The organism is Exiguobacterium sp. TNDT2, from assembly GCF_003331145.1.
In the GTDB taxonomy this organism is placed as follows: Bacteria; Bacillota; Bacilli; order Exiguobacteriales; family Exiguobacteriaceae; genus Exiguobacterium.
Genome location: NZ_QLVE01000010.1, coordinates 41,430 through 67,013 on the forward strand (window position 1 = coordinate 41,430; position 25,584 = coordinate 67,013).

At 52.4% G+C, this 25,584-nt stretch carries 26 protein-coding genes; 25 read left to right on the forward strand and 1 reads right to left on the reverse strand.

Features of this window, described 5'->3' with window-relative positions:
- The first annotated feature begins 46 nt into the window (after window positions 1-46).
- The 22 genes from rarD (at window position 47) to DPV68_RS07395 (ending at window position 20,359) form a co-directional block, all read left to right on the forward strand.
- On the forward strand, window positions 47-925 hold the full coding sequence (gene rarD, locus DPV68_RS07290) for an EamA family transporter RarD (protein WP_232819545.1): 879 nt from the start codon (window positions 47-49) through the stop codon (window positions 923-925).
- A 92-nt stretch (window positions 926-1,017) separates the two neighbouring features.
- Window positions 1,018-1,683, forward strand: coding sequence for a deoxyribose-phosphate aldolase (gene deoC / locus DPV68_RS07295; protein ID WP_029595219.1), 666 nt, complete (start codon window positions 1,018-1,020; stop codon window positions 1,681-1,683).
- Window positions 1,684-1,760: 77 nt separating this feature from the next.
- Window positions 1,761-1,955 (forward strand): 30S ribosomal protein S21, encoded by a 195-nt coding sequence (rpsU, locus tag DPV68_RS07300; protein WP_029334745.1) that lies wholly within the window; start codon window positions 1,761-1,763, stop codon window positions 1,953-1,955.
- A gap of 33 nt (window positions 1,956-1,988) precedes the next feature.
- Window positions 1,989-2,438, forward strand: a complete 450-nt coding sequence (locus tag DPV68_RS07305; protein WP_114166117.1) for a GatB/YqeY domain-containing protein — start codon at window positions 1,989-1,991, stop codon at window positions 2,436-2,438.
- A 136-nt stretch (window positions 2,439-2,574) separates the two neighbouring features.
- Window positions 2,575-3,087 carry an NfeD family protein gene (locus DPV68_RS07310; protein ID WP_034778122.1) on the forward strand — a complete coding sequence of 171 codons (513 nt, stop codon included), beginning with the start codon at window positions 2,575-2,577 and terminating at the stop codon, window positions 3,085-3,087.
- Window positions 3,084-4,064, forward strand: coding sequence for a flotillin-like protein FloA (gene floA / locus DPV68_RS07315; protein ID WP_034778121.1), 981 nt, complete (start codon window positions 3,084-3,086; stop codon window positions 4,062-4,064). Before DPV68_RS07310 ends, floA begins: the two co-directional genes overlap by 4 nt.
- Before the next feature lie 5 nt (window positions 4,065-4,069).
- Window positions 4,070-4,504, forward strand: coding sequence for a hypothetical protein (locus DPV68_RS07320; protein ID WP_114166118.1), 435 nt, complete (start codon window positions 4,070-4,072; stop codon window positions 4,502-4,504).
- Between the two features lie 134 nt (window positions 4,505-4,638).
- A complete protein-coding gene (locus DPV68_RS07325; protein ID WP_114166144.1) occupies window positions 4,639-5,595 on the forward strand; it encodes a PhoH family protein in 957 nt (318 codons plus the stop codon).
- Window positions 5,596-5,613: 18 nt separating this feature from the next.
- Window positions 5,614-7,695, forward strand: coding sequence for an HD family phosphohydrolase (locus DPV68_RS07330; RefSeq protein WP_114166119.1), 2,082 nt, complete (start codon window positions 5,614-5,616; stop codon window positions 7,693-7,695).
- The gene (gene ybeY / locus DPV68_RS07335; RefSeq protein ID WP_114166120.1) at window positions 7,673-8,149 is read left to right on the forward strand and encodes an rRNA maturation RNase YbeY; all 477 of its coding nucleotides are present in this window, start codon (window positions 7,673-7,675) and stop codon (window positions 8,147-8,149) included. The genes DPV68_RS07330 and ybeY overlap by 23 nt, the downstream gene beginning before the upstream one ends.
- A complete protein-coding gene (locus tag DPV68_RS07340) occupies window positions 8,146-8,496 on the forward strand; it encodes a diacylglycerol kinase family protein (RefSeq protein WP_232819547.1) in 351 nt (116 codons plus the stop codon). The genes ybeY and DPV68_RS07340 overlap by 4 nt, the downstream gene beginning before the upstream one ends.
- Before the next feature lie 35 nt (window positions 8,497-8,531).
- Window positions 8,532-9,440 (forward strand): GTPase Era, encoded by a 909-nt coding sequence (era, locus tag DPV68_RS07345; protein WP_114166121.1) that lies wholly within the window; start codon window positions 8,532-8,534, stop codon window positions 9,438-9,440.
- Window positions 9,441-9,442: 2 nt separating this feature from the next.
- On the forward strand, window positions 9,443-10,192 hold the full coding sequence (gene recO / locus DPV68_RS07350; RefSeq protein WP_114166122.1) for a DNA repair protein RecO: 750 nt from the start codon (window positions 9,443-9,445) through the stop codon (window positions 10,190-10,192).
- 287 nt (window positions 10,193-10,479) lie between these two features.
- Window positions 10,480-11,373 carry a glycine--tRNA ligase subunit alpha gene (gene glyQ / locus DPV68_RS07355; RefSeq protein ID WP_370447070.1) on the forward strand — a complete coding sequence of 298 codons (894 nt, stop codon included), beginning with the start codon at window positions 10,480-10,482 and terminating at the stop codon, window positions 11,371-11,373.
- A complete protein-coding gene (glyS, locus tag DPV68_RS07360; RefSeq protein WP_114166123.1) occupies window positions 11,366-13,420 on the forward strand; it encodes a glycine--tRNA ligase subunit beta in 2,055 nt (684 codons plus the stop codon). Before glyQ ends, glyS begins: the two co-directional genes overlap by 8 nt.
- A gap of 21 nt (window positions 13,421-13,441) precedes the next feature.
- Window positions 13,442-14,071, forward strand: a complete 630-nt coding sequence (gene ccpN, locus DPV68_RS07365; RefSeq protein WP_114166124.1) for a transcriptional regulator CcpN — start codon at window positions 13,442-13,444, stop codon at window positions 14,069-14,071.
- Window positions 14,058-14,906: a pyruvate, water dikinase regulatory protein gene (locus DPV68_RS07370; RefSeq protein WP_114166125.1), complete on the forward strand. Its 849-nt coding sequence runs from the start codon at window positions 14,058-14,060 to the stop codon at window positions 14,904-14,906. Before ccpN ends, DPV68_RS07370 begins: the two co-directional genes overlap by 14 nt.
- A gap of 107 nt (window positions 14,907-15,013) precedes the next feature.
- Entirely contained in the window at window positions 15,014-16,834 is a 1,821-nt protein-coding gene (gene dnaG, locus DPV68_RS07375; protein ID WP_232819548.1) for a DNA primase, read from the forward strand.
- A 35-nt stretch (window positions 16,835-16,869) separates the two neighbouring features.
- Entirely contained in the window at window positions 16,870-17,964 is a 1,095-nt protein-coding gene (rpoD, locus tag DPV68_RS07380; protein ID WP_114166127.1) for an RNA polymerase sigma factor RpoD, read from the forward strand.
- Between the two features lie 132 nt (window positions 17,965-18,096).
- The gene (gene cccA, locus DPV68_RS07385) at window positions 18,097-18,435 is read left to right on the forward strand and encodes a cytochrome c550 (RefSeq protein WP_114166128.1); all 339 of its coding nucleotides are present in this window, start codon (window positions 18,097-18,099) and stop codon (window positions 18,433-18,435) included.
- 95 nt (window positions 18,436-18,530) lie between these two features.
- Entirely contained in the window at window positions 18,531-19,247 is a 717-nt protein-coding gene (locus DPV68_RS07390; RefSeq protein WP_114166129.1) for a tRNA (adenine(22)-N(1))-methyltransferase, read from the forward strand.
- On the forward strand, window positions 19,247-20,359 hold the full coding sequence (locus DPV68_RS07395; protein WP_114166130.1) for a Nif3-like dinuclear metal center hexameric protein: 1,113 nt from the start codon (window positions 19,247-19,249) through the stop codon (window positions 20,357-20,359). Before DPV68_RS07390 ends, DPV68_RS07395 begins: the two co-directional genes overlap by 1 nt.
- Before the next feature lie 42 nt (window positions 20,360-20,401).
- On the opposite strand, the gene DPV68_RS07400 is transcribed toward DPV68_RS07395, so the two are convergent.
- Window positions 20,402-21,355, reverse strand: coding sequence for a 4-hydroxy-3-methylbut-2-enyl diphosphate reductase (locus DPV68_RS07400; RefSeq protein ID WP_114166131.1), 954 nt, complete (start codon window positions 21,353-21,355; stop codon window positions 20,402-20,404).
- 120 nt (window positions 21,356-21,475) lie between these two features.
- Here DPV68_RS07400 and DPV68_RS07405 point away from each other — a divergent pair, with 120 nt between their 5' ends.
- Genes DPV68_RS07405 through DPV68_RS07415 form a run of 3 tightly spaced genes read left to right on the forward strand, consistent with a single transcriptional unit; the run spans window position 21,476 to window position 25,579 of the window.
- On the forward strand, window positions 21,476-23,239 hold the full coding sequence (locus tag DPV68_RS07405; RefSeq protein ID WP_114166132.1) for a sensor histidine kinase: 1,764 nt from the start codon (window positions 21,476-21,478) through the stop codon (window positions 23,237-23,239).
- Entirely contained in the window at window positions 23,236-24,174 is a 939-nt protein-coding gene (locus tag DPV68_RS07410; RefSeq protein WP_232819549.1) for a sugar ABC transporter substrate-binding protein, read from the forward strand. The genes DPV68_RS07405 and DPV68_RS07410 overlap by 4 nt, the downstream gene beginning before the upstream one ends.
- 52 nt (window positions 24,175-24,226) lie before the next feature.
- Entirely contained in the window at window positions 24,227-25,579 is a 1,353-nt protein-coding gene (locus DPV68_RS07415) for a DEAD/DEAH box helicase (protein WP_232819550.1), read from the forward strand.
- Window positions 25,580-25,584: the final 5 nt, after the last annotated feature.

Here is a 25,584-nt window from a genome sequence, read left to right on the forward strand (position 1 = left end):
CATCGACTACACTGACGATAATTGATTACGAGAGCAGGTGAACAGAGTGAGCAAAGGCGTCATGCCGACGGTCGGAGCCTATGTCATGTGGGGCATCCTACCGATTTATTGGAAATTTTTGCAGGAAATACCGAGCGGTCAAATCTTGGCCCATCGCATCGTCTGGTCGTTCCTCTTCATCTTACTCGTCTTGAAATGGACAAAACAGTGGACCGAGTTCAACTATGCGCTCCGACACCGGGCGACGCGAAACGCCTTCATGTTGAACGGCTTCATCGTCAGTGCCAACTGGTTCGTGTACATATGGGCGGTCAATCACGGCTATATCATCGAAGCATCGCTCGGCTATTACATCAATCCGCTCGTCAGCATGGTGTTAGGCGTGCTCGTTTTTCGGGAATCATTAAATCGAGTGCAATGGCTCGCGGTGACCGTGGCGGCGATCGGCGTGCTCGTCTTGACGTTCGGGTATGGGTCCTTCCCATGGATCGCCTTCATTTTGGCCAGTACGTTCGGATTTTATGGCATGGTGAAGAAACGCCGACCGCTCGCCTCGACGGTCAGTCTCGGCATCGAGACGCTTGCGGTCGTGCCGGTCGCACTCATTTTCTTAGGATGGCAGGCATCACAGGGCGGATTGACGATGACGACCGAGCCGGTCATTTGGGTCGCATTGGTCGGGACTGGCGTGATGACGGCATTGCCGCTTCTTTTGTTCGGATATGGGGCGCAACACATCCCGTTCACGCTTGTCGGATTTCTCCAGTTCATCGCACCGACACTCAGTCTTGCGATTGGGGTCATCCTCTATAATGAACCGTTCACGGGCTATCATATTTTTGCGTTCACATGCATCTGGATTGCCATTTTCTTCTTTAGTTGGAACAGCTGGGTGCAGACGCGAAAACGTCGTCAACTCGTCTGAATTGAAAGCTATTACATTTAAAAAAAACATGTTAATATGTTAGATGTCAGACCTATATGTCAGATTGATACATCATGAGGAGGAATTTTACGATGGAATTAGCACGCTATATTGACCACACAGCTTTGAAGGCAGAGACAACGAAAGATCAAGTCACGAAACTTTGTGCCGAGGCGCTCGAATATAAATTCGCAAGCGTCTGTGTCAACCCGACATGGGTGAAGTACGCGGCGGAACAACTCAAATCAGATGACGACGTTAAAGTATGTACGGTCATCGGCTTCCCACTCGGAGCCAACACGCCAGAAGTGAAAGCGTTTGAAACAAAAGACGCGATCGCGAACGGTGCAGATGAAATTGATATGGTCATCAACATCGGTGCCATGAAAGACGGCGACTTCGACCTCGTCGAACGCGACATCCGTGCTGTCGTCGAAGCAGCAAACGGCACACTCGTCAAAGTCATCTTCGAGACGTGCCTGCTCACGAAAGAAGAAATCAAAAAAGCAGCTGAACTTTCAGTCAAAGCAGGCGCAGACTTCGTGAAAACGTCGACTGGCTTCTCGACAGGCGGCGCGACGGTAGAGGACATCCGCCTCATGCGTGAGACGGTCGGACCAGATCTCGGCGTCAAAGCTTCAGGCGGCGTACGTGATTTCGAAGGCGCCCAAGCGATGATCGATGCCGGCGCGACGCGCATCGGCGCATCGGCTGGAATCGCCATCGTCACAGGCGGACGTTCAGATAGCGACTATTAATAACTAGTGGTTGACCGCACGACTTACTTTCACTATAATATGTTATGACGTGTGAAACACGTTTCCTTAGTCGTGTAATTCGGAGGGAGGGAAAACTAGTGGAAACTCGTGTCCGTAAAAACGAATCGCTTGAAGACGCTCTTCGTCGTTTCAAACGCGGTGTTTCGAAAGATGGCACTCTTGCCGAAGTTCGCAAACGTCGTCACTACGAAAAGCCAAGCGTAAAACGCAAATTGAAATCAGAAGCTGCGCGTAAGCGTAAGAAATTCTAATTTCAGTTTCATTTGTAGAGAGGGTGTTAGCTCATGAGTCTTCAAGAACGCTTGACGGACGACATGAAGCAAGCCATGCGCGCAAAACAGAAAGATCGTCTCACGACGATCCGAATGGTCAAAGCGTCGCTCCAAAATGAGGCCATCAAATTTGGTCGACAAGATCTTACTGAGGAAGAGGAACTCACGGTGCTCAACCGAGAGATGAAACAGCGCAGAGACTCCCTCCGAGAATTCGAAAGCGCTGGTCGTGAAGACCTTGCATCTAAAGTAGCTGACGAGATTGTCGTACTAGAGGCCTATATGCCTGAACAACTTTCTGAAGAAGAAGTCACGGCAATCGTGAAAGCAGCCATTGCTCAAACGAATGCTACCGGCCCGTCAGATATGGGTAAGGTTATGGGCGTCGTCATGCCGCAAGTTAAAGGCAAGGCAGACGGTGGTCTTGTGAACCGCATTGTCAAACAACAATTGACGAATTAATGAGTAAGACAGAAACTTTTAGATTGATCTAAAAGTTTCTGTCTTTTTTTGCGTATTCTGAAACCACAAGCAAACTTGTTTCGTATACACTAGAGATAAGAGGTAGCTTGTGAACTCGGAAGGGGGTTGCAATACGATGACATTTGGTCTCGGAGTGATTCTGACAGTATTTTTCGTCGGAATCGTCCTTTTAGGAATTGAAGTGTTCGTTGCCGGTTTTGGATTGTTCGGCGTATTGGGGATTGGGGCGGTCGTCGCCAGTTTGATTATGGCGGGCGCCACGATCGGGCAGCTATGGCTGTCGCTCGGTCTAGCCACGGCCATCGTCGCTGGACTCGGATTTTGGGCGTATCGTCGCCTACAGTCCAATCGTTCGCTCATGTATAAAGGGTTGATTTTGACCGATTCAACGTCATCAGACAAAGGGTATCTGTCTCACGATGACCGCAAACGGTTGCTCGGGAAAGTCGGGGTCACGTTGACGCCGCTTCGCCCGGCAGGTACCGCTGAGATTGACGGAGAACGGATTGACGTCGTGACAGAAGGTAGCTATCTCGATTCGCAAACGAAAATTCAGGTGTATAAAGTCGATTCAGGACGCGTCGTCGTCCGGAGCTTTATAGAGCCGAAGGAGGATGTAACAGAATGACACCAGAACTATTGACCACGTTACTCATCTCAGGTGGAGGATTGATTGCGCTCGCCGTATTCTTCACGTTCGTACCGGTCGGGCTGTGGATTAGCTCGTTCGCCGCTGGCGTCCACGTCTCGATTTTCACATTGATCGGGATGCGACTCCGTCGCGTCGTCCCATCGAAAATCGTGAACCCGCTCATCAAAGCTGTCAAAGCCGGCATCGGTTTGAACACGAACCAGCTCGAGAGTCATTTCTTGGCCGGCGGTAACGTCGACCGTGTCGTCAATGCCTTGATTGCGGCCCACCGTGCCGACATCGAGTTGTCGTTTGAACGGGCTGCAGCGATCGATTTGGCAGGCCGTAACGTACTAGAAGCCGTGCAAATGTCGGTCAACCCGAAAGTTATCGAGACGCCGTTCATCGCCGGTGTGGCCATGGACGGGATTGAAGTGAAGGCGAAAGCCCGCATCACGGTCCGTGCCAATATCGACCGTCTTGTCGGGGGTGCCGGGGAAGAGACGATTATCGCCCGTGTCGGTGAAGGGGTCGTCTCGACGATCGGTTCACAACACAACCATAAGCATGTCTTGGAGAACCCTGATATGATTTCACGTACCGTATTGACGAAAGGTCTCGATTCAGGCACCGCGTTTGAGATTCTATCGATCGATATCGCCGACATCGATATCGGTAAAAACATCGGGGCGGTCCTCCAGACCGACCAAGCCGAGGCTGATAAGAAAATCGCGCAAGCGAAAGCGGAAGAACGCCGCGCGATGGCGATCGCCCGTGAGCAAGAGATGAAGTCATCGGTCGAAGAGATGCGCGCCAAAGTCGTCGCGGCCGAGGCGGAAGTCCCGCTTGCGATGGCCGATGCCCTCCGTCACGGCAAGCTCGGAGTGATGGACTACGTCAACTACTTGAACGTCCAAGCTGATACAGAAATGCGCAAAGCGATCGGTCACCCAGTCGAATCTGACAAAGAGTGATTGGGATGGAGGGACTTTGGGTACTACTCCTCGCCGCTTTCGGGATCGCCTCGGCGGTCATGAAGCGGATGGAGAAATCATCCTCTACTGGAGAACGGCCGCCGAGCACAGATTTGAAGCGCTATCTCGATACGGTCGGTGACATGATGAAGGAAGTCGAGGCGACGTTTGACGAGCCGCGTGATGGCAAGGAAAAACCGGCACCGCAAGAACTGCGTCGCCGGGTCGCCGCCCCGGTTGAATCAAGGGAATTACAGCCGCCGCGCCGACGTGAAGAATTGCCGCACGTGAGCGCACAGTTCGAACAGACGGTCAAGATTCCGCCGATTTCGGAAGCAACCGAGTCGCAACCGCAACCGCGCATGTCGATGAAGCAAGTTCGACAAGCTGTCGTTTGGAGTGAAATTCTGCAGCCGCCGGTGTCGAAACGCCGTCGCTAAGCCTGAAGCAGTGACATCGAGTCACTGCTTCTTTTTGTGGCCAAAGCAAACGGTCTTTCTTTCACGAACGGCTTGATAGTGCTAAAGTAAAGAAGGAACAATCTACTGATGGGGAGGAGAAACAACCATTGATTATGACTGATAAGATACCGTTCGTCATGGAACATGCGAACGAAGCACAGGCGCTCCTTGGACCGAAGGACGAGGTCTTCCACGCCATTGAGGCAGAACTCGCGGTCGCACTCACTCCTCGTGGAGAAGAATTGATTATTCAGGCCGATACCGCTGACACGCTCGAATTGACGAAAACTGTCGTCAAGACGCTGCAACAGCTCGTCAAGAAAGGGGCTCGCTTGAACGAGAGCGATGCAATCAGCGTGATTCAACATATCAAGGTCGGCAAAGGCGACGAATTGCTCGAGCACTATGAACGGGTTGTCTTCACGACGAACAAAGGCAAACCGATCCGGGCGAAAACGGTGGGACAGAGCCGATACGTCCGCGCCATCGAAAAACGTGATCTCGTCTTCGGGATTGGACCGGCCGGGACCGGAAAAACCTATCTGGCTGTCGTCTTGGCAGCGCGGGCATTGAAGGAAGGGCAAGTCAAACGCATCATCTTGACGCGTCCGGCCGTCGAAGCAGGGGAAAATCTGGGCTTCTTGCCAGGCGACTTGAAAGAGAAAGTCGACCCGTACTTGCGTCCGCTCTATGACGCCTTATTTGACGTCTATGGCGTCGAACAGACGAATCGTTTGCTAGAACGAGGCACAATCGAAGTCGCCCCGCTCGCCTACATGCGGGGACGCACGCTCGAAGATGCTTTCGTCATTTTAGACGAAGCGCAGAACACGACGAAAGAGCAGATGAAAATGTTCTTGACTCGACTCGGTTTCGGCTCGAAAATGGTTGTCACCGGCGACTTGACGCAAGTCGATTTGCCAAAAGGAAAGGCGTCAGGGCTTCAAGAGGCGCTGCATCTGCTCGAACGCGTCGAAGGGATTCATTTCGAACACTTCACGTCGTCCGATGTCGTTCGACATCCGCTCGTCAAGAAAATTATCAACGCCTATAGTACCGAACTCACATAACAAAAAGGGGGGGCACTGATGCAGCAAGCACGTCATTGGACGGTCGCGACAATCTCCGTCCTCTTTTTTCTCATTCTAGGCGCGATTCTCTATTTTACAGTGCGCCCATCCATTATTAGTGTCGAACCGCTCGGTATTGCCGAACAGGATATCCGCTCGCCCATCACGGTCGAGGACCGAACGGCGACGGAACGGTTGCAACAAGACGCCGTCAATGGCGTCGGCAGTCAATTTTCACTTCGGCGCGAGTTTGCTGATCAACAAATCGCCAAAGTCGAGCAACTGTTCGCGGCGTTTGAAGAGACGGGAGAAGAGACCGAGCTCTCGGATATTAAAAATCGATTGAACTCGACCGAGGTGAATGGCTTTCTCGGTGACGACGAGTTGTTCCTGCTCCTTGAGGCGAGTGAGAATACGCGTCGAACAGTTGAAGACGTCACTGTGACGGCGCTTCAAGAAGTGATGGGTAACCGGATCGAGACGAGCTCACAGTCAATCTCAGAAGCGAGAGACCGGGCTGAGACGCTCGTCGACCAATCCCCGCTCTCACTCGAGTTCCGAGCTATCGCCAACAGCCTGAGTGATCAATTGATCGTCCCGAACTACGTGTTCGATTCCGAGGCAACTCGGCAAAAAGAACAGCAAGCGCTCGACGCGGTCGAGCCGGTCATCATCCAAGAAGGACAGTTGCTCGTCAATCAAGGGGAAGTTGTGACACGTGAAATTTATCGCAAGCTCGAGTTGACCGGTGCGATTGACCCGAACCGTTCGTCCGCACCACTTTTTGGAGCTTATTTACTGAGCGGACTGTTGACGACCGGGTTCCTTTTCATGCTAATCCGTTCGAAGATTCAACAGTTGTTGCTTCGTCCTAAAATCTTGATTACCGTATACGGATTGTTATTGCTGCAACTCGGTATCTTTTTCGGTGTCGGCTATATCGGGATCGAGTTTACGACATATGCCTACGTGCTCGCACCGACAGCGTTCGTCGTCCTGTTGCTTCGCATCCTCGTAGATGAACGTGTTGCGCTTGCTTCTGCCCTCATTACAATGATTGCTGGGTCGATTGTGGCGAGCTTCGGTCAAAACACGAGCTTTATGACGGTCGTCTATTTTGCGACCGGGAGTTTCTTGGCTGTCTTCCTCGTCGAACCGAAGATTCAGCGGAAACGGTTATTCTTGTCTGGCGTCTTGCTCGGCATCATCAACATCATTATGGTGCTCGCGCTCTTGTTCCTACGTAACACGGTAGTGACGTGGGAGATGGTCGCGTACCTGTCAGGCTTCGCGATCATGAGCGCCTTGTTGTCGATCGTGCTCACGTTCGGCTTCTTGCCGTTCCTTGAGCCGTGGTTCGGCGTTTTGTCATCGGGTCGCTTGATTGAGCTGATGAGCCCGACGCATCCGTTGTTGCGAAAATTGTTAATGGAGGCTCCGGGGACGTATCATCACAGCATGATGGTCGCCAATCTGGCTGAATCGGCGTGTGAGGCGATTGGGGCCGATGGACTGCTCGCTCGGGTCGCGAGTTATTACCATGATCTTGGCAAGACCGAACGGCCGCTCCATTTCATCGAGAACCAACAGAGCGGAGTCAACCCCCACGACCGGCTCACGCCGGAAGAATCGGCCGACATCATCATGGCGCACCCTTATGACGGTGCCGATCTGTTACGGCGTTACAAGTTGCCGAAAGAAATCATCGATATTGCCGAGCAACATCACGGCACGTCATTGTTGAAGTTCTTTTATGTGAAAGCGAAAGAGACTCGAGACGTCACCGAATCGCGTTTCCGTTACCCGGGACCGAAACCGCAGACGCGCGAGGCGGCGGTCGTCATGATCGTCGATTCAATTGAGGCGGCGGTAAGGTCACAGAAGCAGCCGACGCCGGAACGAATCCGTCAGCTCGTCAACGCGATCATCCGTGACAAGTTGCAAGACGGACAGTTCGAGGACTGCGAGTTGACGACGAAAGAAGTGTGGCGCATTGGTGAGAGTGCGTGTGAGACGCTGACCGGTCTGTTCCATGAACGAATCGAATATCCTGAACTGAAGAAAGAAGGCGAATTACATGCAAATCATTTCGAACGATGAGCACGGGTTGTTGACCGATGCTCAAGTCGAGCTCGTCGAATCTATTTTGATGCACGCAGCGCTCGAAGAGGACATTGAAGAACCGAGCGAACTGTCGGTCACCTTTTTGACGAACGACGAGATTCAAGCAATCAATCGGGAATGGCGCGGGAAAGATGCGCCGACCGATGTGATCAGTTTTGCTTTTGACGAGATGGGGGAAGAAGAGATGGATTTCATGCTCGATGAAGACGAGCCCCGTCTCCTTGGCGATTTGCTCATCTCGGTCGAGCGTTGCCGCGAACAGGCGGCCGACTATGGTCACTCATTCGAACGAGAACTAGGATTTTTGGCCATTCATGGCTTCTTACATCTCCTCGGCTATGATCACATGACGCCTGAGGAAGAAGCGGAGATGACGGCGCGCCAAGAACAAGTGCTGGCACATTTTGAGCTGAAACGAGGCGGAGTGTGAAACCGTTCTGGTTCGCCATGCACGGCATCGTGCACGCGGTGCGGACCGAACGCAACATGCTGATTCATCTCGCATCGAGCCTGCTCGTCGTCGTATTTGCCTGGTGGCTCCCAACGACGAAACTTGAGAATTTGATTCTGTTCGGTTGGGTCGTTCTCGTCATCGCGCTCGAACTGATGAACACAGCGGTCGAACGCACGGTCGACCTCGTCACAAAAGATATCGAACCGCTCGCGAAACAAGCGAAAGACGTCGCGGCCGGGTCAGTGCTCGTTGCGGCCATCGGGGCCGCAATTACGGCGCTCATCATCTTTGGGCCTTATGTAATCGACAAATTAATTTTATGATTGAACGGATTGGAAATTGAGAAAGCAGGTGCATTATGAATCAAGAAGATTTTAAGTCAGGATTTGTATCTATTATCGGTCGCCCGAACGTCGGGAAATCGACGTTCTTGAACCGGGTCATCGGACAAAAGATTGCCATCATGTCAGACAAGCCGCAGACGACGCGCAACAAGGTCCAGGGTGTCTACACGGCGGATGATTCGCAAATCATCTTCATCGACACGCCAGGGATTCATAAGCCGAAACACCGGCTCGGCGATTTCATGATGAAAGTCGCGACGAACGCACTCCGTGAAGTCGACGCGATTCTCTTCATGGTCAATGTGACGGAACCGCGTGGCGCGGGAGACGAGTTCATCATCGAGAAGTTGAAAGGGCTCGATACACCGATCATTCTCGTTATGAACAAAATCGATTTAATTCATCCGGACGAGATTCCGGCCGTCATCGAGCAGTACACGAACCAGCTCGATTTCGCAGCGTACGTCCCAATCTCGGCGCTTCAAGGCAATAACGTCGAGCCGCTCCTTAAAGAAATCAAAAAGTTGCTTCCGGAAGGACCGATGTATTATCCGGCCGACCAAGTGACCGACCACCCGGAACGGTTCATCATCTCTGAATTGATCCGCGAGAAAGTGCTCCATAAGACGCGCGACGAAGTCCCGCACTCGATCGCCGTTGCCATCGAATCAATCAAGAAACGGGAAAACTCGGAAATGATCGATGTCGAGGCCGTGATCATGGTCGAACGTGATTCACAAAAAGGGATCGTCATCGGCAAAAAAGGTGCGATGCTCCGCGAAATCGGGACAGAAGCACGCCACGACATTGAAGCGCTCCTCGGGACAAAAGTGTATTTGAACCTATGGGTGAAAGTACAAAAAGATTGGCGTAACAAGATGGGTCAACTCCGCGACCTCGGTTTCCGCGACGACGAGTATTAATTATGTTGCAAAAGGTCACGGGAATCGTCATTCGGACGGTCAATTACGGGGAGTCGAACAAAGTCGTCACGCTGTTCACCGAAGAACTCGGGAAAGTCGCCGTCATGGCGCGCGGAGCGAAAAAGCCAGGCAGTCGCTTGCATGCGTCGAGCCAACCTTTCGTCGAGGCGGTGTATATTTTCCCAGCGAGCCGTGGCCTCGGGCAACTGAAGTCGTCGGATGTGATCACGTCCTATCCGGAAATCCGGAAAGACGTCGAGCGGATGGCGTACGCCATGTATTGGCTCGAACTTGTCGACCGCACCGTCGAGGACCGGGTGCCGAACCGGCCGCTCTATCGGATTTTAAACGATGCCCTGCAGGCGCTCAATGCGGATATGGACCCGGATGTGATTACGCACCACTTTGAACTGCGGATTTTGCACCTGCTCGGGGTCGCACCCGTTTTGACCGGATGCATCCGTTGTAACGATGTGACCGACCCGATGTATTTTTCAGTGGCGGCCGGCGGTTTTCTTTGCGCGCGTCACCAAGAAGAAGGGTCGGCCCGCATGAGCGAACGTCTAGCGAAGCTCCTCTATTTGATGAGCCGACACGAGCTGTCCGAATTCAGTAACGTCCCGCTCACGAAAGAGACGCGGATTCTGCTCAGGCAGCTGTTCGACGCCTATATGGAGTCATACAGTGGCTTGCGGCTGAAAACGAAACGTGTCCTCGATCAAATGCAGCGCCTTTACTTGAACGATGATTGACTTTTTCGACAAGATTCGATACCATAATCTACGATTAGACAAATGAAATAGCGTGCGCAATGAAGGAAACGAGTAGCTTTTACGCCATGGGTACAGCGAGTTCGGGGAGGTGGGAGCCGAACGCCAGGGGGAAGTGAATGGCAATTCCGGAGCGCCCACAATCCAAAGAGTGGCCTCACCTCGAGGCAAGTAGGGTGGAACCGCGGGTAATCCCGTCCCTATGTGCATGGCACATAGGGGCGTTTTTTGTCGTTTCAATACTTTTGGAGGTGTCACATATGAAGCACATGACCGTGCAAGAAATTATTTTGACGTTGCAAAATTTCTGGGCGTCGAAAGGCTGCTTGACAATGCAAGCGTATGACGTTGAGAAAGGGGCCGGTACGATGAACCCGATGACGTTCTTACGGAGTCTCGGACCCGAGCCGTGGAACGTCTGTTACACGGAGCCATCACGTCGTCCGGCGGATGGACGGTACGGTGAAAACCCGAACCGTTTATATCAGCATCACCAATTCCAAGTCATCATGAAGCCGTCACCGAGCAACATCCAAGAGCTTTACTTAGAAAGTTTAGAGTTGATCGGGATCAACCCGCTCGAGCACGATATCCGTTTCGTCGAAGACAACTGGGAAAACCCGACGTTCGGTGCGGCCGGACTCGGCTGGGAAGTATGGTTGAACGGGATGGAGATCACCCAGTTCACGTATTTCCAACAAGTCGGTGGCATCGAGTGTGACCCGATCGCCGTCGAGATCACATACGGTCTCGAACGTCTCGCATCGTACATCCAAGAAGTCGAGAGCGTGTTTGACCTCGTCTGGACAGACGGATTCAAGTATGGCGACATCTTCTATCAGCCAGAATTCGAACATTCAAAATATACGTTTGAACTCTCGGACGTCGATATGTTATTCACATTGTTCGATACGTACGAAAAAGAAGCGAAGCGTGCCCTTGACGAGAACCTCGTCTTCCCGGCTTACGACTATATCCTCAAATGTTCGCATACGTTCAACCTTCTCGATGCGAAAGGTGCCATCTCGGTGACAGAACGGACAGGTTTCATTCAACGCGTCCGCAACATGTCCCGTGCATGTGCCGCCAAATTTATCGAAGAGCGGGAACGTCTCGGTTTCCCACTTTTGAACCAACAGAAAGCAGGTGCCCTTGATGCGTGATCTTTTATTAGAAATCGGACTTGAAGAATTACCAGCCCAATACGTCCTCCGTTCAAAGAAACAATTGGCGGAACGCGTAACTAACTTCTTGACGGAAGCTCGTGTCCAATTCGGTGCCATCACCGTTTATTCGACACCGCGCCGCCTCGCCGTTCTCGTCAAAGACGTGGAAGAGAACCAACAAGATTTGACGGAGACGCTTCGCGGACCAGCGAAGAAAATCGCCCAAGACGCTGAAGGAAACTGGTCGAAAGCAGCCGTTGGGTTTGCTCGTGGCCGTGGTCTCTCGGTCGACGACTTGTACTTCGCTGAAGAGAAAGGTGTCGAGTACGTGTTCGCAGACCGTCACGAGTCAGGTCAGGCGACGAGCACGCTGCTTCCGGCACTCGAAGACGTCGTCCGTGGTATGACGTTCCCAAAAAACATGAAGTGGGGCACGAGCAGCCTCCGCTACATGCGTCCGATTCGTTGGCTCGTCGCCTTGTTCGGTGCCGAGCAAATCAATTTTGAAATCGAAGGCGTGAAGACAGGAAACGTGACACGTGGTCACCGCTTCTTGAGTAAAGGTGACGTCACCATCGCCGAGCCGTCCGCCTACGCTGAGACGCTCGAACGTGAATTCGTCGTCGCATCATATGAAGACCGTAAGGCCCGCATCGAAGGCCAAATCGCGGAGTTGGCTTCAGAACAGGGGTGGACGGTCCCGCTCGACGCGTCGTTGCTTGAAGAAGTGACGAACCTCGTCGAATGGCCGACAGCGCTGTTCGGTGAATTCGAAGCGAGCTATCTCGAGCTTCCGGAAGAAGTGTTAATCACGACGATGAAAGAGCACCAACGTTACTTCCCGGTCTACGTCGGGGACACGCTCCAACATTACTTCGTGACGGTACGTAACGGGAATGCGGACCATCTTCAAAATGTGGCCAAAGGGAACGAGAAGGTCATCCGAGCCCGCTTGGCCGATGCCGTCTTCTTCTATGAGGAAGACAAAAAGACGAAGATCGACGAGCAACTCGTCCGTCTCGACCGCATCGTCTTTCATGAGAAGTTAGGAACAACCGGCGATAAGGTCCGTCGCGTGGAACAACTCGCGGGAACACTGGCCACGTTGTTCAATGCCGATGCAGCCAAAGTCGCCCGGGCTGGGGCCATCCACAAGTTCGACCTCGTCAGCCAAATGGTGTATGAGTTTACAGAACTCCAAGGGGTGATGGGCGAGAAATATGCGCTCCAACAAGGCGAGGACAAAGAAGTGGCCGCGGCGATCCGTGAGCACTATATGCCACGCTTTGCTGGTGATGCCTCGCCGGCGACGCCAACGGGTGCAGTTCTCGCACTCGCCGATAAATTGGATTCGATCGCTGCATTCTTTGGCATCGGCATGATTCCGAGCGGTTCGCAAGACCCGTTCGCACTTCGTCGTCAAGCCCAAGGGGTCGTCCAAATTCTAGCGGATTGGAAGATTACATTGCCACTCGACCAATTACTTTCACAAGTTGTCAATTCGCAACTTCAGGCAGGACTTTATGATGCCGATAAAGAACAAGTCAAGGCACAATTAAAAGACTTCTTCATGCTTCGCCTGAAGTATCGTCTCCAAGAACGGCAAGTCCGTTATGACGTCATCGACGCCGTATTGACGACAGAGCTCGCCATCGACCGGCTCGATGCCCGAGCGGACGCGGTTCAAGCCATGCTCGCAAACGATGCGAAACTACTCATTGAGCAATTGACGCGTGTCGTCAATATCGCCAAGAAAGGTGAGGCTGGAGAGGTTGATCCGGCATTGTTCGAAAACAAAGAAGAGAACGAACTCCATGTCGCCATCGAAACGACGCTACCGGAAACGGAGCGAGCCGTCGAGGATGGGGATTATCATCAAGCGATCGCGTCATTGCGCGTATTGGAACAACCGATTAGCGCTTATTTCGAAAATACAATGGTCATGAGCGACGTTGAAGCGATTCGCGAGAACCGTCTGCGCGAGATGAAACGACTCGCCATGACAATCGAGAGCGTCGCCGACTTTAGCGCGCTCGTACTCTGACCAAACTTGAGGGGGTTGGCTATGCAGCTGAATGAACGCCAACAGAAGATTGTTGAAATCGTCAGGGTCAACGGACCAATCACGGGTGAGCAGATTGCGCAAGAGCTGTCGCTCACTCGTGCCACGCTCCGCCCGGACCTGGCCATCTTGACGATGACTGGAATACTAGAAGCCCGGCCACGTGTCGGCTACACGTTCGTCGGCAAACGAAACTCATCCCTGCTTCGGGAAAAATTGGATTCATTGATGGTTGGCGACTTCATGTCGTCCGCGAAAGTCGTCAGTGACGAGATGACGGTGTATGACGCCGTCGTGACCTTGTTTTTAGAAGACGTCGGTTCGCTGTTCGTCGTCGGGAAAGACAACGAGCTCGTCGGTGTCTTGTCACGTAAAGACTTACTTCGAGCCGCCATCGGCAATCAAGACTTGGATCAATTGCCGGTCAACGTCATCATGACCCGCATGCCGAACATCACGGTGTGCGAGAAGAGTGAGACGTTGATTCGGGCCGGGATGAAGCTGATCGAGAAACAAATCGATGCCATGCCGGTCGTCGAAGAGAAAGACGGCAAGCTGATCGTGCTCGGTCGCATGACGAAGACGAACATGACGAAAGTATTGATCGCACTTGCCAACGATGAGTCGTTCTGAGGAGGAATCTGGTTTGACACTGACACAAAAACAACTTGTATTTGTCGTGAGCGATTCGGTCGGGGAGACGTGTGAACTCGTCGTCCGCGCCGCGAGCATCCAGTTCCACGAGAATGCGATTGAGACGCTTAGAATTCCGTTCGTGGAAGATGAACAGACGATTCACGACGTCGTGACACAAGCGCGTGCCCAAGGAGCGGTCATCGCCTTCACGTTGGTCAACGAAGAGCATCGGGCGTTGCTCGTCCGTCTCGGACAAGAGTACGGTGTGAAGACGGTCGACTTGCTCGGAGATTTACTCGACGTGCTCGCCGGTCAACTCGGAGAGAGCCCGCGTGAGAAACCAGGACTCATCTATCGTCTAGATGAAGATTACTTCCGTAAAATCGAAGCGATGGAGTTCGCGGTCAAGTACGATGACGGACGTGACCCGCGCGGTTTGAAAAAAGCGGACATCGTCCTCGTCGGCGTATCTCGCACGTCGAAGACGCCCCTTTCCCAGTATTTAGCGCTGAAACGTTACAAGGTCGCCAACGTGCCGCTCGTGCCGGAATCACGCCCGCCGGAAGAACTGTTCGATTTGCCGCCGGACAAGTGTGTCGGGTTGATCATCTCGCCGGATAAGTTGATTTCGATTCGGATGGAACGGTTGAAGTCGCTCGGATTGAAGCCTGAGGCCGATTACGCCCAACTCGAACGCATCAATCGAGAACTCGAATATGCCCGTGGAATCTACGAACGAATCGGTTGCGAGGTCATCGACGTGACGAACAAGGCTGTCGAAGAGACGGCGGGCATCATTTTACGGATGCTCGATCAATCAAAAGACGACTGAGTACTCGGATTAGTAATCGCCTGGCGTTAACGGTATAATAGAGTACTGACATTACAGTGAAACGGAACGTGGTGAGCGTTCCGTTTCGTTGCGAGTTTGGATAGGGAGTGGTCGAGTTGCCGCGAATACCGGATGAAGTCATTGCGGAAGTGAAACAAGCCACAGACATCGTTGATTTAATCAGTGAACGCGTTGAATTGAAGAAGCAAGGACATCGCCTCGTCGGTCTCTGTCCGTTCCACTCAGAGAACAGCCCATCGTTCTCCGTGTCCCCGGAAAAAGGGATGTACCATTGTTTTGGATGCGGTGCCGGCGGGAACGTATTTACGTTCGTCATGGAGACGGAAGGTCTGTCGTTCCCTGAGACGATCGAACGTCTCGCCACGCGGGCGAACATCGCTATCGAGGGCGGGGTGTCTGGTGACGAGGAGTTGTCACGGGACCAAGTCATTCGTAAACAGATGCGTGACGCCCATCGTGTCGTGGCGGATTTGTACCATGAAGTATTGATGAAGACCGAAGCAGGCGAAGTCGGATTGACGTATTTGCAAGCGCGCGGTTTACAGGAGTCGACGATTGGTCAGTATAAGATCGGTTACGCGCCTGACCATCGTCGGTTTACCGTGGATTCATTGGAACGAAGAGGGTTCGACCTCGAAGTCATGGTGGAGGCGGGATTGATTTCTAAGTCGAGGTCCGGTGAATATTTTGACCGGTTTGAAGGCAGAGTCGTCTTTCCGATTGCGGATCGAGACGGCACCATCGTCGGATTTAGCGGACGGGCAATCGATGAACGACAGCCAAAGTATGTCAACACGGCGGATACGCCTTTGTTCAACAAGAGCGAGCTCCTTTTCGGCTTTTCTCAGGCACGGGCCACGATGCGAAAGCAAAAGCGCGTCGTGCTCGTGGAAGGGAACGTCGACGTCCTACAAGTCGCCCAGGCCGGGACGAAGGAAGTCGTCGCCTCGCTCGGGACGGCGTTTTCGACGCAACATGCCCGTGCTTTAGCACGCATGGTCGAAGAAGTCATCATCTGTTATGACGGCGATCCGGCCGGGCAAGAAGCGACGATGAAAGTCGTCCGTTTGCTCGAAGGTTACCCGCTCGATGTCCAAGTGCTGATATTGCCTGAAAAGACCGACCCGGACGACTATATTCGGAAGAATGGGGCAGAGCAGTGGCATCGACTCGTCGAATCGGAACGTTTATCCGTCCTCGACTTCATGAACCGGACGCTTCGGCGCGGGAAAAATATGAGTCGAGAAGGAGAACGGATTCGATTTATTGAATCTATGCTTGTGGAAATCAGTAAAACGGACAATTCGATTCGCCGTGATCTATATGTGAAAAAGCTGGCCGATGAATTTGAGCTTCCGGTCGAGACATTGTTGTCACGGATGCCCTCGACAAGACCGAAAGAAATCGCACCACAGCGAGTGCCGGAAGCTGAACCGGTTCGCCGGCGTTCATCTAAGACGAATGAACCGCGTTACGTCAAAGCTGAAAAGTTGTTGCTTCGTGCCATGCTGAGCGGTCCGGAGCGGGTCCGTTTCGTCAGAGACCGCCTCGGACTGGCCTATCAAGACGAAGTGCATCGCATGTTGGCGACAGCGCTCTATGAGATCGTCTCCGAGGACATGACGCATGAGGAGTTCAATCAAGTCGCACCCCCGTTCATGGAACGATATTGTGACCAACGTCCGGACTATGCGAATCGGTATGCCGAGATTCGGCTCATGTCCGCACCAGATGAACTGGGCGAAGAGGTTTTAGATGAATACATTAAGGTCATAAACAGTTATGAGGAACAGCGTCAAATCGAACGGGCGAAAAGGGAAATCGGACAAGATGCCGAAAGTATAGTAGACCAGGCATCCAAGTTGCAAGAATTGATTACCCGGAGTCGTCGACTTCGTGAACGATGAACGTGAAGGAAGTTTGGAAGGAGTTGAACTGCTAGATGGCAGAGAAGAAAAAAGAGGATTTATTTAACGCCATAGACGAACTTGAGAAATTAGGTAAGAAAAAAGGCGTCGTATCCATGCAAGCGATTCAAGACCGCCTCAGCCATTTCGAGGTGGACTCAGACTTTATCGATAACTTCATTGAAGATTTAGAAGGTAAAGATATCCGTGTCACAGAAGACGCGGCCGATGCTGAAGAGACGCCAACAAAAAAAGAGGACGAAGAGGTCGATTTGAACGACTTGTCCGTCCCGCCAGGCATTAAAATTAACGACCCGGTCCGCATGTACTTGAAAGAGATCGGCCGCGTCGATCTCCTCAGTGCGAAAGACGAGACCGAGCTCGCGAAACGGATTGAACAAGGGGACGAAGAGGCGAAGAAACGTCTCGCCGAAGCCAACCTACGTCTCGTTGTCTCAATCGCGAAACGTTATGTCGGGCGCGGTATGCTTTTCCTTGACTTGATTCAAGAAGGGAACATGGGCCTTATCAAGGCGGTCGAAAAGTTCGACTACATGAAAGGATTCAAGTTCTCGACGTACGCCACGTGGTGGATTCGTCAAGCCATCACCCGCGCTATCGCCGACCAAGCCCGGACGATCCGAATTCCGGTCCACATGGTCGAGACGATCAACAAGTTGATTCGTGTCCAACGTCAACTGTTGCAAGACCTCGGGCGCGAACCGTCGCCTGAAGAAATCGCCAAAGAGATGGAACTCACACCTGAGAAAGTGCGGGAGATTTTAAAGATCGCCCAAGAGCCGGTCTCGCTCGAGACACCGATCGGGGAAGAAGATGATTCACACCTCGGCGACTTCATCGAAGATCAAGATGCGATGGCACCGCAAGATGCGGCCGCTTACGAACTACTCAAAGAACAGCTCGAAGACGTGCTCGACACGCTCACTGACCGTGAAGAGAACGTACTCCGTCTCCGCTTCGGGCTCGATGACGGACGCACGCGCACACTTGAAGAAGTCGGTAAAGTATTCGGTGTCACTCGCGAACGGATTCGTCAAATTGAGGCGAAGGCGCTCCGTAAACTCCGTCACCCGAGCCGGTCGAAGCGATTGAAAGACTTCCTTGATTGATTGGGATTTTGAATAAAGTGTGAAGTTTTAGAAGAAAGGAAGGAAAATGAGTGATTTTCCTTCCTTCTTTATTATTTTTTGAGTAAAATAGTGATGGGTAGAAATTTGGAATGAACATGAGGGGGAAATACAATGCGTAATCCATTGTTACCGTTTGCAGCGATCGCGATCGTCGCAATCATTGCCATGGTCTCATTATCGTATTTTGGCGTGAATCAAGCTCAGCAGGCTGCTGAAGGTCCAGCGGTCACCGAGATGAACCCGGAAGACTTGTACGCGGCGAAAGGTTGCACAGGTTGCCACGGCGGGAATCTCGAAGGCGGCGTCGGTCCTGCCTTGACAGGCGTCGGCGAACGTTTATCGGCGGAAGAGATCACAAACATCATCGTCAATGGTAAAGGTTCAATGCCAGGTGGACTTGCGACTGCGGAAGAAGCAGACGTACTCGCGACTTGGTTGCTCGAACAATAAGGGTGAAACGTACTCCATTTGGGGTACGTTTTTTGTTGTTTCAGGTATCATTTTTCGTTAACCTAATAGTGAAGTAGATAAAAGGAGTTGTCCCTATGCAAGAACAAGTGACGTTAGACCGTCGACTGAAGCAAGTCGTCGATTTTATCCCGAAAGGCAGTGTGGTGGCGGACATCGGATCCGATCACGCCTATGTGCCGTGCTATCTCGTCCAGCAAGGCATCGTCGACCGCGCGATCGCTGGCGAAGTGAACCGCGGACCGATGGAAGCAGCCAAAGCCCAAGTCGAGCTGATCGGTGCGACCGAAAACATCGACGTCCGTCTCGGTGACGGCCTCGCCGTCCTCAAAGAAGATGAGGCGACATGCGTTTCGATTTGCGGGATGGGCGGAAGTTTGATTCGGTCGATTTTAGAGAGCGGCCGTGACAAATTAGGGGCGGTCAAACGGCTCGTCCTGCAGCCGAACGTGGACGGGCAATACGTCCGCGAATGGTTGCTCGACGCAGGGTTCGTCCTAGTCGCGGAGTCAATCGTCGAGGAGAACGATAAAGTGTATGAGATTCTTGTCGGAGAGCGTGGTACGGAAACATGCTACAGCCTAGATGATACAGAACGCGCATGGCAACTCATGTTCGGACCGTACTTGCTCAAGACGCGGACAGAGGCGTTCAAATTGAAATGGGGCCGCGAGGCGGACAAGCTCGATTATGTGCTCGGTCAAATGGCCGCAGGCGCACAGACCGAGGCGCTCATCCGGAAACAGGAGGAGTTTAAGAAGCTGCGCGATAAGATGAGAGAGGTGAGCAACTGATGGCGAACGGAAACCATGTCATTCAATTGTTTGAAGAGTTTGCCCCGAAACATCTCGCGGTCGAAGGCGATAAAATTGGTCTGCAGATTGGGACGTTGAATAAACCAGTGCATCGTGTGATGGTGACGCTCGACGTGCTCGAATCGGTCGTCGACGAGGCGATCGAACAAGACGTCGATTTGATTATCGCCCACCATCCCCCGATTTTCAGTGCGCTCGCGCAAGTGAACGATCGCAGTGCTGCTGGTCGGATTGTCATGAAATGCATCCGGCATGATATCACCGTCTATGTCGCCCACACGAATTTGGATGTCTGCGAGGGCGGGGTCAACGATTGGATGAGTCAGGCGCTCGGACTAGTCGACCCGACGGTGCTCATCCCGACATACGAAGAACCGGTGTATAAACTGTCCGTCTTTGTCCCGACAACGCATCGGAAATCTGTGTCGGAGGCGCTCGGCCGGGCCGGTGCCGGAAGGCTCGGGGATTATGGGGATTGCCAGTTCACCGTCTCAGGAGAAGGGCAGTTCACACCGCTCGAAGGGTCTACCCCGTATCTCGGTGAGCACGGCAAGACCGAGCACGTGGATGAGGTCAAGATTGAGACGATTGTCACGGAGAGCCAAAAAAAACAGGTTCTCAAGGCGATGACGGACGCTCACCCTTACGAAGAAGTCGCCTACGATTTGATTCGTGACGACATCGAAGGTCGCGTGTTCGGTCTCGGACGCATCGGCCGTCTCGAGGCGCCGCTCACACTTGAGTCGTTCGCCGAACACGTCAAAACGAGTTTTAACGTCGAAGCCGTCCGGGTTGTTGGTGACCGTGACCGGACGATCGAGAAAGTGGCCGTCCTCGGTGGGGACGGAAACAAATATGTTTCAGCCGCCCATTTCAAAGGAGCAGATGCATATGTGACGGGCGACTTGTATTTCCATGTGGCCCATGACGCGATGGCGCTCGGACTTTCTGTCGTCGACCCGGGTCATCACGTGGAGAGCGTGATGAAGCAAGGCGTCGTCGATGTGATGCGCGAGAAGTGTGAACGTGCGAAACTCGATGTCGAACTGATTGTCTCGAAAGCCGATACGAACCCGTTCCGTTTTTATTGATTAATCGAAAACCCCCGTCCTCTCCCGAGGGCGGGGGTCATATCATTTACGGAGCGCCTTCACTTTCGGGAGGATGCTGCGCAGTTCAAGATATGGCGTCTTATCATGCGTGCTCAAGTCGAGCGGGTCGTATTGGGACAAGAAGTCGATGACTTTTTTCGTGATTGGCGTCGGGGTTGAGGCGCCTGACGTGACGGCGACCGTTTCGACACCTTCAAGCCAAGTGAGATCGAGCTCGCTCAAGTCACCGATGCGATAGGCGTTCGTGCCGGCAATCTCTTTAGAGACCTGCGCCAGACGGTTCGAGTTATTCGACTTCGGGTCACCGACGACGATCAACAGTTCACAATCACCGGCCTGCTCAGCGACAGCCTCTTGCCGGACTTGGGTCGCGTTACAGATTTCGTTGTGCACTTCGACATGAGGATATCGTTCTTGAATCATCTCGATCAAAGCCGAGACGTCCCATTGGCTCATCGTCGTCTGGTTCGTGACGAGAATTTTTGCGTCATACAGATGAGCCGGGAGCGCCTCAAAGTCACGCTCGTATTGGACGAGATGAACTTTTCCTGGAGCGACCCCCATCGCGCCTTCCGGTTCCGGGTGGCCATGTTTCCCGATATAGATGACTTCGTAGCCGACTGCCGTTTTTTCGCGAATCAAATCGTGGGTGACGAGGACGTCTGGGCACGAGGCATCGACGATTGTCAAGCCTTTCTCAATGGCACGTTTACGCACGAGCGGTGAAATACCGTGTGCGGTAAAGACGACCGTTCCACGATCAATCGTCTCGAGTGCTTTCATCCGATCCTCGCCGTCGACCGTCTTGACGCCGAGTTCCTCGAATGCTTGGGTGACATGACGGTTATGGACGATCATGCCAAGTATATGGATGGGACGCGGTAAATCTGGGTTAGCCACGGCTTCGTTGGCAAGCTTCATGGCATCGACAACGCCGTAGCAATATCCGCGCGGACTAATTTTTTTAACTTTCATTTTGTAAGGAACGCTCCTTTCGCGATGCTATCATACGTATTAGTCTAACATTGTTTCGAAAATACGAAAAGATTTCCGTGTATTCATGCTATAATCTTAAGGTTAGAAAGGAGGGACACCGTGGAACGCCTAAGAACATTGCTTGAAGTTCGAAAATCGTACTTCTTTCAGATTACGTTCATTATCTTCATTATATTAGGACTTGTCATCTCTTCACTAGCCTTCTCTGCCGATCGTGTGACGGTGTCCCGTGCGGAAGAACTGGCGAAAGAACAATTTGACTACGCGATCGACGGGAGTATTGAAAACCTGGAGACGCGGCTCGGTAAACTATACGAAGATTTGGTCTATCTCGGTGCTTATGTCGGGAATGAGATATTTATCGAAGAGCGGATTCGCACCGGTTATTTGAATCAACGGACGAGCTTCACCTCGATTTTTTATTACGATTTAGACGGCGACGCGTTCAAATGGTACTCGCAACGGCAAGTGCCGGCGTTGACGCTTAAGAGCGATCCGAAATTTCAAGAAGTGCTCATCGGCGGTCGAAACGATTTGTTTATGAGTGACCCGATCTCAATCTCGGGTGACATCGGGACGTATTTGTACGTCCCTGTGCTTGAAGACAACCGAATGATTGGGTTGTTCGGCGGCAGTATCAGCGTGCTCAACTCCGATTTATATCGTCGAATGCTCGAATCGGCGAATGATGACATGATTCTCTATTTATTAAATGAACGGGGCGAGGTATTGTCGACCTCGTTCAATCTCGTCACGGACGCAGAACGGCGCTTGTCACGATCCATCGTCGAGGCGACGGACGTTTATGATGTACGTACAGTGTTCAGCACGAAAGACGACGTCCTCATGTATGAACCCGATGCACGCGTCAACGGATGGAGCGTTCTCGCGAAGCATAGCACCGATTCCGTCTACGAAGCGGTGTATGCGACACGTTGGCAATACTTGATGATCACGCTCGTCACGTTCTTCTTGAGCATACTCGTCGGCCTGTTGTTGTCGAAGACGCTGACGAGTCCGTTGCTTGAACTCGTTCAAAGTATCAAACAGCAACAGTCGCTTGAACCGATCCAACTCGAACGGACCGGATCAAAAGAAATTGAGACGTTGCTCGATACGTACAACGATTACTCCCGCCGCATGGAGACGGCTCGACGTGAACAGCTCAGTCAACAACAGCTGTTGCTTCAACAAGAGAAACTCGCCTCGCTCGGACAGCTCGCGGCGGGAATCGCCCATGAGATTCGCAACCCGCTCACGCCGGTCCAAATCACGTTGCAGATGGTGAAAGAAGGCCATAGCAGTAGCGAGATGCTCGATCTCGCGCTCTCAGAGCTCGACCGAGCCAATCATTTGATTACGACGATGCTCACGCTCGCGAAGCCCGACCAGGCGAAGTTGCAAGAAGAGTGGCTCGACATGACCGAGTTCGCGAACCGTCTAGAATTTCTGCTCGATGCCGAATGCTATAAGCGGGTCACGAACTGGGAGTTGAACATCCCGAACGATATGCCGCCGTTTTACTGCTCAAGTGACATGCTCGTCCAAATCATCTATAACTTGTTCAAAAACGCGGTCGAGGCCGTCGACCCGAAAGGTGCCGACGGGGTTGTGACGGTCACGATCCAATTCACGGAGCGAGATTACCGCTTCTTGATTAAAGACAATGGAGTCGGGATGACCGAAGCCCAAGTCAAGTCAGTCGGATCCGCGTTTTATACAACGAAAGAGAACGGAAACGGTTTAGGGCTCTACATGATTCGGGAATACTTGAAAGCCGTGAACGGTCACATGGAAATTGAGAGTGTTGAAGGAGAAGGTACGGCCATGATGATTAAAATTCCAAGGCGGTCACACCCATGATGAAAGGATTCAAACATTACTGGCTTTGGCTGCCGATCGTCTGGGCGCTGTCGATTCTATTGATCACATCGATTCAATTACCGGAACGGACGATCGAAAACAATGAAGTCGGTTTCGTGTTCGTCAGTGAAAAACATGAGCATGCCAATAAACTGTTGGCCGCGTTCGTCCGGACGGCGAACCAAAAAGGATTCATCCCTGTCCCGACGACGAGTGAGGATTCCCGTGTCCTCGAGAAAGAGAAATTGGATACGTTGATTGACCGCGGAGTCGAAGCAATCTTCGTGACGACGCTCGATGAATCGTTCATCCGCCCATCACTCGAACGGGCCGAACAGGAAGGTATCCCAATCATCGCCATCGACCGAATGATTGACCATGAGAGCGTCGTGACATCAGTCATGTCCGATAACGTCGAGATCGGCCGGATGGCAGCGAATCATATCGCCGCCCAACACGCCGGGCTCGACCGTCCGATTCGTGTCGTCGAAGTGAGAGGGACCGCCAAGGTCCGCTCGACGATTGACCGAAGCCTCGGATTGACGGAATATGACAAGGCAAATGACAATTTGCAAGTCGTCGCTTCGATCACCGGTAATTACGATACGTTCCAAGCCGAGATCGAGATGTCCCGTTGGCTCGATGCCGGTATCCCGTTTGATGCGGTCTTTTCCCACAATGACGACAATACGTTCGGTGTCGTGCGTGCCCTTGAGAGCCATGGTCTTACCGATAAGACACTCGTGTCGGTCGACGGTGTGGCGGGCATTTATCCGCTCATCCATAGCGGGAAAGTCGATGCGACCGTCGTGCAATCACCGAACGAGATGATCGAGGTCGGGTTCAAGGCGCTCGAACATCATTTGAACGGCAAGAAAATTGCGTCACACTACTATTCGTCGAGCTATTTGTACGAAGGGCTCGCAAAAGATTAATTGACAAATGATTAGATTCCGCTATGCTAGGAAAAGTGGAAAGAAACAGGAGGTGTATCGATTGAACAGCTTCCAACAGTTCAAATTGTTACCGTTTATCGTCGATGCCTTGACAGAAAAGCGCATCACAGTACCAACGGACATTCAAGCCCGGATTATTCCGGCTGCGATGAATGGCCGCGATATCATTGGGAAATCACAAACCGGGACAGGGAAGACGCTTGCGTTCCTCTTACCTATTTTAGAAGCAATCGATCCGAAAGAAGAATCGGTCCAAGCCATCGTCGTCGCACCGACGCGCGAACTCGCTTGGCAGATTCACGAAGAGTTGAAAACACTCCTCGTCAAACAGCCGGACTATATTAAAACAAGTTTGATTGTCGGAGGAACTGACCGGGAACGACAAATCGACAAGATGAAAAACCCACCACAACTGATCATCGGGACACCAGGTCGTCTACTCGACTTGATGAAAGTCCAAGCGTTATTCCCGCACAAAGTTACACACTTCGTCGTCGACGAAGCCGATCAAATGCTCGACATGGGCTTCTTGCCTGAAGTCGACCGCATCGCGCAGGCGTTGCCAGAGAAACTTCAAACGATGGTTTTCTCAGCGACGATTCCTGAGAAGCTGCAACCGTTCTTGAAGAAATATTTGCATGACCCGCGTTACGCCGAGGCGAGTGAAGAGCACCGCGTCGTTCCGAAAATCAAGCATCACGTCATCCCGGTCCGACATCGTGACCGCAAGGCGTTGACGGTCGAGATCGCAAAAGCAATCAATCCGTTCGTTTGTCTCGTGTTCATGAACACGAAACAAGATGCGGATGAGTTGGAGACGTCGTTCCGCGAGGCGGGACTCAACGTCGGTACGCTTCATGGGGACATGCAAGCCCGTCGCCGGAAGCAAGCGATCAAAGACATCAACGACGCGAAATATCAGTTCGTGATCGCCACCGACTTGGCGGCGCGCGGCATCGATATTAAAGGTGTGTCGCACGTCATCAACTTTGGGATTCCGAAAGACCTCGATTTCTATACGCACCGTGTCGGCCGGACGGGCCGCGCTGGTGAGACGGGTGAAGCGTACACGTTGTACGAAGATCACGAGAACGGTCCGATCAATCGACTCGAAGAGCGTGGTTTCACGTTCAAACATGTCGATGTGAAAAACGGATCGCTTCAAGAGATCAAGACACGCAAACGCCGCACGACCGACCGGAAGATGAAAGTCTCGCAAACGGCGCATAGCCGGATGGCGGGCGAAATCAAGAAGGCGAAGAAAAAGGTCAAGCCTGGTTACAAGAAGAAGTTCAAATACAAATTGAAAGAGACGGCCTCACGTGAGCATATGCAGAGCCAACGGAAGGAACGTCGCGAAGTTCGTAAGAAGAACCGTCGCTAAGCAAA